7 protein-coding genes and 1 tRNA gene are annotated in these 9,117 nt (G+C 60.6%); 5 read left to right on the top strand and 3 right to left on the bottom strand.

Going from position 1 to position 9,117, the window contains the following annotated elements; genetic code table 11:
• Positions 1 to 225 precede the first annotated feature (225 nt).
• Positions 226 to 900, top strand: a complete 675-nt coding sequence (locus HDG37_RS38325; RefSeq protein ID WP_184056715.1) for a phosphatidylserine/phosphatidylglycerophosphate/cardiolipin synthase family protein — start codon at positions 226 to 228, stop codon at positions 898 to 900.
• A gap of 244 nt (positions 901 to 1,144) precedes the next feature.
• Here the strand turns inward: HDG37_RS38325 and HDG37_RS38320 are convergent, their stop codons facing one another.
• Positions 1,145 to 2,122 carry a PD-(D/E)XK nuclease family protein gene (locus HDG37_RS38320; RefSeq protein WP_184056712.1) on the bottom strand — a complete coding sequence of 326 codons (978 nt, stop codon included), beginning with the start codon at positions 2,120 to 2,122 and terminating at the stop codon, positions 1,145 to 1,147.
• A gap of 432 nt (positions 2,123 to 2,554) precedes the next feature.
• A tRNA-Lys gene (locus HDG37_RS38315) sits at positions 2,555 to 2,630 on the bottom strand.
• A 200-nt stretch (positions 2,631 to 2,830) separates the two neighbouring features.
• On the opposite strand from HDG37_RS38315, the gene HDG37_RS38310 reads away from it, so the two are divergent.
• Both HDG37_RS38310 and HDG37_RS38305 read left to right on the top strand, forming a co-directional pair.
• Complete coding sequence (locus HDG37_RS38310; RefSeq protein WP_184056709.1) at positions 2,831 to 3,235, top strand: PaaI family thioesterase; 405 nt, start codon at positions 2,831 to 2,833, stop codon at positions 3,233 to 3,235.
• 75 nt (positions 3,236 to 3,310) lie between these two features.
• Positions 3,311 to 4,189, top strand: coding sequence for a patatin-like phospholipase family protein (locus HDG37_RS38305; protein WP_184025761.1), 879 nt, complete (start codon positions 3,311 to 3,313; stop codon positions 4,187 to 4,189).
• A 58-nt stretch (positions 4,190 to 4,247) separates the two neighbouring features.
• Here the strand turns inward: HDG37_RS38305 and HDG37_RS38300 are convergent, their stop codons facing one another.
• Positions 4,248 to 5,261, bottom strand: coding sequence for a D-2-hydroxyacid dehydrogenase family protein (locus HDG37_RS38300; protein WP_184025762.1), 1,014 nt, complete (start codon positions 5,259 to 5,261; stop codon positions 4,248 to 4,250).
• A gap of 387 nt (positions 5,262 to 5,648) precedes the next feature.
• On the opposite strand from HDG37_RS38300, the gene HDG37_RS38295 reads away from it, so the two are divergent.
• A complete protein-coding gene (locus HDG37_RS38295; RefSeq protein WP_184056706.1) occupies positions 5,649 to 7,505 on the top strand; it encodes a phosphoenolpyruvate carboxykinase (GTP) in 1,857 nt (618 codons plus the stop codon).
• A gap of 341 nt (positions 7,506 to 7,846) precedes the next feature.
• Positions 7,847 to 8,953 carry a LysR family transcriptional regulator gene (locus tag HDG37_RS38290; RefSeq protein WP_090802249.1) on the top strand — a complete coding sequence of 369 codons (1,107 nt, stop codon included), beginning with the start codon at positions 7,847 to 7,849 and terminating at the stop codon, positions 8,951 to 8,953.
• The last annotated feature ends 164 nt before the right edge of the window (positions 8,954 to 9,117 follow it).

Here is a 9,117-nt window from a genome sequence, read left to right as displayed (position 1 = left end):
GCAAAAATCGAGAGTAAACCTGAGCCAGCAAATGTTTACAACAACCTTTTCTGCTCTCAGCCTTGATTCATGGGGGCCTTCATGCGGAAGCCCTGAGGTTCGACCGAGTTCGACCAGCGGGCCGTCTGAGACGTGGCATGATTCTCGTTTTACCGCCTATAAAACCGCGCCATGAACCTAGACCCGGAATCACTATATGTGCACTTAGGGCGCCTTGTTCAAACGATGCCCGACCTGCACCGCCCTGGTCCGATTACGGTAGAAACAAACCAGTGGCTTGGACGTGCGGCCGCGCTCATTGAGGCGACATTTGGCCGATCGGCAGAAGTCATCACCTTCAAGGTTGCCGCAGACAACTTGGATTCGGCGCTTCGCGACGTGAATGCGCAAACCATCGCGGCCACTGTCCACCGGGCACTAGCCAAGGCTGAATTGGCGGCGCCCGCCGCGTCGCAGGGGGCATTCATCGCGGTGGGAGAATCGTTTTCTGCTCTCGCAGCCGTGTCGAAAGTTCTGGCGACGGCGCGACAAAACGTCCTCGTTGTCGACCCATATGCGGACGCCAAGGCGCTGACGGACTTCGCGGTGCTGGCGCCGGAAGGTGTGATGGTCCGCGTCCTTTCCGATGCCGACACCGTAAAGCCTAGCCTCAAACCTGCGGCCGAAAGCTGGGTGAAGCAATACACCGGCGCAAGACCGCTGGAAGTCCGGCTGGCAACAGCCAGAAGCCTGCATGATCGCCTCATCGTGGTGGACGACGCGCAGGCTTGGACGCTCACGCAATCTCTGAAGGACTTTGCTGCGCGGTCGCCGGCCACCATTGTAAAAGTGGACGCCGAGACGGCCAGACTGAAGATCGGAGCATATGCGGTGATCTGGCAGAGCGCTGCGCCACTGTAGGGCTCGTGGCTAGCCATCCATCGCGCGTCCGGCAGGGCGTACAAGTGGCCGAACCCGACCCCATGACGAGCGGCTCAGGTCGACCCGAAGCGGCTGTTGGCGTCGGTGAAAATCGGTTTACGGATTTAGGCTAGAAAGCGGTCAGCCGCCACCGATAGACGATTGCCGCTGCAGGTCATCCTTGAAGATCTTGTAATCTTCGCTAGTCCATCTTGTTCCGCAGGAGTGCAATCGCCATTAACCATCACGGTAGTTTTTTGGGGCGAACACCTAATGCCGTGATAACCGGGATCGCATAGGGCAACAGTCGCCCGGCTGCCTGCAACGCCCGATCAATAGCTTCGAGCTGGCCGTCAAATGGCTCGCCCAGTTCAACGGGCGGCACTGTGACGCAAAGACAGGCCGAGCCCTTCTTTTGTACCCATTCAACGTCGTCGGGCCAGTCTGGGCGAAGCGCTTGAACGTCTTTGACCGTGCGCCCGTAAAGACTCAGGCGAACGATTCCATGGTCAAGCAGGTGATCTACCTGCGCCTCTGTCTTTGGGAAGGTGACCTCTGGGCCTTTCAGCACTATCCAGTGCGACTGCTTATGGCGCACTGTGGGCTTTGCCATCTTGATCTTGGGGAAGTTGGCGCACACATACTCCCAATATGCAAAATGAAAGAGTGTGTGCGCCTCGTGAGGAATGCCGCTATAGCCACCACGGCGGTTGTGGTCAATGGCACATTGCAGCACGTCTGCGCGCCACAGTGAACGACGGTCAGCCTGGCCGCGAAACCATTCGGCAATGGACTCGTACGATATTTTGTATTGATAGATGCTGATCGGGTCGAGGCCAGCTAAGTAGTGCCGGGGGGCACACATTACCGTCACGTAATCGTCGAGCTTGCCCTCCTCTCTTGCTCGCGCGGCCCTGACGTGATATCGCTCAGCCTGTGCGTCCATCTCACGCGCCGCAATCTTGTTCTCAATGAAAATGCCGATGTGGCGACCTCTCTGCACGATACGCAAGATCATGTCGCTTTCGCCATCTACATCCGCCACACTGTGCCAAGCTCCATCGCCTCGCGCGTCGTTGATCCCGATCAGTGAACAGAACCATTCGACGAACACATCGTTGGCGTGAAATTCTTCCATTAGTAACAGGTCAACGTCTCGCTCATTAATGCTTGCGAGGAAGTGGCCAAAATGTGGCCGCTCCGGCATCTTCGGTGCGTTCATGTCTCACCCGTTGAGGTTGGAGCACTGTCGTCCTGCCGTGCGGCATTGACGAGTCTCACTTTCTCATTTAAAGGCCGAAAGCCGCGAAATTCCAGTCATTCGTTGCCAATTGTGCGAGTGACAGCGATTGGCCGAACGCCGGCCTAGCAAGCTACCGAAATACTGTTTTACGGGGGGGGGCGGCGTTTTTCGGGTGGTCTACCCTTACCCAAGTCGCGCGAGCGGTTTAGTAGGGCTTCCGGATTAGAAGTATCGAGGAGTTCGCCGCCTCGCCGAAACATTACAGGGTGTAGACAGGCAGCGCTTGCTAGCGGGGCTCGCGCATCAGGTAATGCCGCCGGGCATTGATCGAATTTGCCTACACGGTGCCTACACGAAACCCAGAAAGCAAAAAGCCCGGTCGCAGTGACCGGGCTAAGTGCCTGAATTTGTTGGTGGGGCGTGAGTGACTCGAACACTCGACCGACGGATTAAGAGTCCGCTGCTCTACCAACTGAGCTAACGCCCCAACAGAAGCGAAATTATGCAGGATCTTTTTGAGATTGCCAAGCGCTTTTCGCAGTGTTATTAAAAAGATCGCATCGCCCGAGCTTGAGCGTTCCCTCGACAAAGCCGCCATCCCGAAAACATCGACGCGCCCAACGCTGCCGGTATCATGTCGCGGACACCTCCAGCACGCAGCATCGCGGCTTTCGCCCGGGGATTCCCATGGATGACAAAGAGATTACCGAGCTGCTCGACCGAGTTCTCGCCCCCTGGGTCCGGGCGCTCACGTTGACGCCGATCAAGGTCGACGAGGAAAGTGCCACGCTGCGTCTGCCGTTCTCTGGCGAGTGGCGACACTCGGGCGGCATGATCAGCGGCCAGGTATTCATGGCGGCCGCGGATACGGCGATGGTCGTCGCCATCACCGCCGTGCTCGGCGGCTTCAAGCCGATGAGCACGGTGTCGCTGAACATCAACTTCATGCGCGCGGTCCGCAAGGGCGATGTGCTGATCAAGGCGCGCGTGCTGCGCATGGGCCGCAATCTCGTGTTTGGCGAAGTCGAACTGTTCGACGAAGGCGGCAACATGGCGGTTCAAGCCACTACGACTTACGCGCTGCTCGAGTGAATGCGCGTCGGACCCGAGGGGGCCGCCAACACAATCTGCGCGCAGCAAGAGCAAAGGAAAGCAAGGAAAAGCAGCATGTTCGATCAGGTCGTATTCGCCGGCGGCGGCAACCGCTGCTGGTGGCAGGCGGGTTTCTGGGACGTCGTGCAGCCGCAGCTCGACATCCGTCCGCGCGTGATCACCGGCATTTCGGCCGGCGCCGCAACCGCGTGCATGATTTACACGCGCGGCGACTCCGACTGGGTTATGCGCTATTACGAAGATGCACTGCGCCATAACACGCGCAACGCCTATTGGGGCAATCTGCTGCGCGGCGAGTCGGTGTTCCCGCATTACCGGATCTACCGTCAGGCGCTGCTCGATATCTATGGCGACAAGTTTTCCAGGCTCGCGCAGGCGCCGGAAATCCGCATCGGCGTGTCGCATCTGCCGCGCTGGCTCGGCGCGAGAAGTGCGGTCGCGGCAGGGCTGGTCGCGTACAACATCGAAAAATACGTGCGCAAGACGCTGCATCCGACGCTCGGTCGGACGCTTGGCTTTCATCCGGAATTCGTGCGCGCGCAGGATTGCGCGAGCGTCGACGAGTTGGCCGACCTGATCCTGCAATCGTCGAGTACACCGCCGTTCACGCCGGTTCTGCGGCGCAACGGCCGGCCGGTGCTGGACGGCGGCATGGTCGACAACGTGCCGGTCGGCGCGCTAGATGCCGACGCGCCGGGCAACGTGCTCGTGATGGTCACGCGTCTTTATCCGCGGCCGCAGATGTTCGTCGTGCCACACGGCGTGCAGCAGCGGCTTTACGTGCAACCGTCGCGCAAGGTGCCGATTTCGAGTTGGGATTACACGAGTCCGTCGCAGATGGTGCACGCCTATAACCTTGGCCGTGCCGACGGTGAGGTCTTCCTTGAACGCATCCCTGCATTGATGGAGGCGGGAGCGCACGAAGCGCGATGAGCGACGCGACGCGGCGGGGCGGGCACACATCTGATCCGCCGGCCGCCTCGCCCACCAATCACCGCCGACGCCCGCCCTGCAACGCCTCCGGATTCGCGACACTGGCGGTATCGCCGGCATCGAACGCGAGGATGTTGTTGAACGCCGCCGAAAAATACAGCTCGTAGCTCTCGCGCTCCACGTAGCCGATGTGCGGCGTGCAGATCACGTTCTCCATGCGCAGCAGGCTGTAGCCTTGCAGGATCGGCTCGCTTTCGTAGACGTCGATCGCGACCATCCCCGGACGGTTGTGCGACAGCGCGTTCACCAACGCACTCTCTTCGAGCAGCTCGGCGCGGCTCGTGTTCACGAGCAGCGCGGTCGGTTTCATGCGCATCAAATCGTCCTGCTTGACGATGCCACGCGTGTCGTCGTGCAGACGCAGATGCAGGGACAGCACATCGCTGGTCTCGAACAGTTCCTCACGACTCGCCGCGACGCTGTAGCCATCGGCGCGAGCGGCTTCGCGCGAGTGCTCGCGGCCCCAGATCAGCACGTTCATGCCGAACGCCTTGCCGTAGCCAGCGAGTAGTCGGCCGATCTTGCCGTAGCCCCAGATCCCTAGCGTCTGTCCGCGCAGCACTTGCCCCAAACCGAAGTTCGGCGGCAGCGCCGACGTCTTCAGCCCCGACTGCTGCCAGGCGCCCTGTTTAAGGTTTGCCACGTATTGCGGAATACGCCGTTGGGCGGCCATGATGAGTGCCCACGTCAGTTCGGCCGGCGCGACCGGCGAACCGCTGCCCTCGAGCACGGCAATGCCGCGCTCGGTACAGGCCGCTAGATCGATGTGGCTCGACACTTTGCCAGTCTGACTGATCATGCGCAAACGCGGCAGCTTGTCGAGTAGTTGCGACGTGATGCGGGTACGTTCGCGAATCAGAACGAGGGCGTCGACTTCCGCAAGACGGCTCGCAAGTTGTCCGAGACCGCGCACGGTATTGTTGAATACTTTGACTTCCTGGTCGGCCAGCAATTGAAAGCAGTCGAGCTTGCGAACGGCGTCCTGGTAATCGTCGAGGATGGCAATCTTCATGGTATGTAATTTGCGGCGCACCTCGTTGGTGCGAACCGAATGTTATGCTGACTGTCCCACCATGTGACTTAGGTCACACGTTAGTCTGGCTAGATGCCCTACCGTAGAAGCTGTCGCACACAAAGAAACGGCAACGCTACGTGAAGGCGAATTGAGAACGTTTTTAGCAGTTTGTTGCGTGTTGAGGCAAGCCGCTTTACACAAGGTTGCAGAAGCCTTGTAGGAAGCGCGCCTCCGCCTGACAAGCTGTGTGGCCCAGGACGATCTGCGCAATCATGCGCCGCCAGTGGAAAATTGACACGTCGGCGCGATGAATTCAATGCCTCTCGCATGCGGGCGTCCCAGGGCTTGTACCGTTTTTCTATTGCTTCAAACGGAGACAAGTCGATGAATCATCCCTCGTTCGAAGGGCAGCCCACTATCGAGGCGCCCACATGGGTCAAACACCGCAAGCTGATCGACTGGGTCCAGCGCATCGCCGCGCTGACCAAGCCTGAAAAAGTGGTCTGGTGCGACGGCTCGCAGGAAGAATATGACCGCCTGTGCGCGCAGATGGTCGAAGCCGGAACGCTGAAGAAACTCAACCCCGCCAAGCGTCCCAATTCCTATCTCGCCTGGTCCGATCCGTCCGACGTCGCGCGCGTCGAGGATCGCACCTTCATCTGCTCGCAGCGCGCAGAGGACGCTGGCCCCACCAACAACTGGATCGCCCCGGCCGAAATGCGCTCGACGCTCGACGGCCTGTTCGATGGCGCGATGCGCGGCCGCACGATGTACGTGGTGCCGTTCTCGATGGGCCCGCTCGGCTCGCCGATCGCGCATATCGGCGTCGAGTTGAGCGACAGCCCGTATGTCGCGACCAATATGCGCATCATGACGCGCATGGGCCGCAAGGTGTATGACGCGCTCGGCGAGGACGGCGAGTTCGTGCCATGCGTGCATTCGGTCGGCGCGCCGCTCGCGGCGGGCGAGCAGGACGTGTCGTGGCCTTGCAACAAGACCAAGTACATCGTGCATTTCCCCGAATCGCGCGAAATCTGGAGCTTTGGCTCGGGCTATGGCGGCAATGCGCTGCTCGGCAAGAAGTGCTTCGCGCTGCGCATCGCATCGACGATGGGCCGCGACGAAGGCTGGCTCGCCGAACACATGCTGATTCTCGGCGTCACCTCGCCGGACGGGCGCAAGCATCACGTGGCGGCGGCGTTTCCGTCGGCGTGCGGCAAGACCAACTTTGCGATGCTGATCCCGCCGGCGGGCCTGAACGGCTGGAAAATCTCGACGATCGGCGACGACATCGCGTGGATCAAGCCGGGCAAGGACGGCCGCCTGTACGCGATCAATCCGGAAGCCGGCTACTTCGGCGTTGCGCCGGGCACGAGCGAAAAGACCAACTACAATGCGCTCGCCACGTTGAAGGAAAACGTGATCTTCACGAACGTCGCGCTGACCGACGACGGCGACGTCTGGTGGGAAGGCATGACCCACGAGCCGCCGGCGCATCTGATCGACTGGCAGGGCAAGGATTGGACGCCGGCCGAGGCAAAGGAAACCGGCCGCAAGGCGGCGCATCCGAACGCGCGCTTCACGGCGCCGGCTTCGCAGTGCCCGTCGATCGATGCGGACTGGGAAAACCCGGCCGGTGTCGCAATCGACGCATTCATCTTCGGTGGCCGCCGCTCGACTACCGTGCCGCTCGTCACCGAAGCGCGCAACTGGGTCGAGGGCGTCTACATGGCGGCGACGATGGGCTCTGAAACCACCGCCGCGGCGGCTGGACAACAGGGCGTGGTGCGCCGCGATCCGTTCGCGATGCTGCCGTTCTGCGGCTACAACATGAGCGACTATTTCACTCATTGGCTGAAGACCGGCGAGCGTCTGCAGCAGTTGAGCGCGAAGCTGCCGAAAATCTTCTGCGTGAACTGGTTCCGCAAGGGCTCGGACGGCAAGTTCGTGTGGCCTGGCTTCGGCGAGAACATGCGCGTGCTGAGCTGGATGGTCGGCCGCATCGAAGGCACCGCGCAGGGCGAAGAGCATGCGTTCGGCATTTCGCCGCACTATGAGGACATCGACTGGAGCGGGCTGAACTTCAGCCGCGAGCAGTTCGAGCAGGTGATTTCCGTCGATGACGCTGCATGGCGCGACGAGCTCGTGTTGCACACGAAGCTGTTTGACACGCTGCAACACGGTCTGCCGCCGGCACTGACTGAGGCGAAGCGCGCGCTCGAGGAAAAACTCACAGCTTGATTATGTGAGTGCTCACTCAGCATAAAAAGCCGCCCTCGGGCGGTTTTTTCGTTGTGCGCCCAGTTTATTTCCGTCTTTTCGAATTCCGCAACGGCCGAACGACCGTTGCGTCTGTTCGAACAAAAAAGACAGAGCAAGCTGCAGCGCAGCAGATTGTTTTTGGTTTGGGAATAATCGCTAATCGGACCCGGTTTTATCGACACAGTCGTACCAAAATTGACAATATTTCCTATTTTGCGGGCAACTTCTGCACGATTTTGCGAGTCGTAGGAGAATTCCAAGTTCGCTTCACTGGTTTTCACCAATTGTCAGGAAGCAGTAACAAGGCAGGGAGTTGTCCTATGGATCATTTGCAGTCGATGCGAGTTTTCGTCAAGGTGGCGGATCTCGGCAGTTTTGCCCGCGCCGCGAGCGCCATGGATATTTCCAACGCGGTCGCCACCCGTCACGTTGCCGACCTCGAGGGCCGTCTTGGTACGCGGCTGCTCAATCGCACGACCCGCAGCTTGTCGCTGACCGAATCCGGTCAGGTCTACCTCGAGCGCGCCCGTCAGATTCTCGACGAACTGGAAGACGTCGAACAGATGGTGGTCGCTCGCAATCACGAACCCGTCGGCACGCTACGCATCGTCGCGCCCGTCGTGTTCGGGCTGCATAACCTCGCGCCCGTGCTGCAAACGTACGCGGAGCGCTATCCAAAAGTCATTCCCGACGTCACGCTGGTCGATCGTCAGGTGGACCTCGTCGAGGAGGGCTTCGACGTCGGCGTGGTGATCGCGCGGCAAATGCGCAGCGCGAGTATCGTTACGCGGCGTCTGACCACGGGCTGCATGACCGTCTGCGCGACGCCGGCTTATCTGGAAAAGCATGGCATGCCGACGCGTCCCGAACATCTGCTCGAGCACCCGTGCCTGAGCCTGCCATCCGAATACTGGGGCGATGAACGCGTGTTTACGGGGCCGGAAGGCGAAGTGCGCGTGCGGCCGTCGAACGTGATCGTCGCGAACAACACGGAGATGCTGAGACAGTTTGCGCTGCTCGGCATGGGCACCGCGATTCTGCCGAGCTATCTGATCGGTCGCGACATGACGCGCGGCCGGCTCGTGCGTTTGCTCGGCGACTACCGTTTGCCGCAGGTCGAGATCAATATTGCGTACCCAAGCCGCCGTCACCTGCCGGCCAAGGTGCGCACGTTCATCGACCATCTGGTCGAGCACTTCAACCAGACGCCGAACAGCGTGCTCGGCGAGCAGTGGATCAAGGACGGTCTGGAGCGTCCGGCGACGTCGGCCGCGTTCGAGACTGCCGAGTCGCGCGCACCGGAAGCTTTCGATGGCGCCGAGCCGCTGTCGCGGCTTCTCGATAGCGAGCTGTCGCCGGCCGTGCCGAAGCCGATGACGAAGTCGTCCAATCGCAGTCCACGCCCGACGGCGTTATCGCCGCTGTAAATCTCTGAATCTCGAAGCCCGCAGCGATGCGGGCCGGCATTAAAAAGGCGCAGTCACCTCGAGTGACTGCGCCTTTTTTCAGTGCGCCCAGCATGGGCGCACTCCTGCGGGTGCAAGTCCCGCCATAAGCTGGTCACAGCGAATGAAGTGAAGCGCAACTGCAT

The sequence above is a fragment of the Paraburkholderia sp. MM5384-R2 genome, from assembly GCF_014201025.1.
In the GTDB taxonomy this organism is placed as follows: Bacteria; Pseudomonadota; Gammaproteobacteria; order Burkholderiales; family Burkholderiaceae; genus Paraburkholderia; species Paraburkholderia tuberum.
The sequence above is the reverse complement of the archived record's forward strand: the minus strand, read 5'-3'. Positions and strand labels throughout refer to the sequence as shown.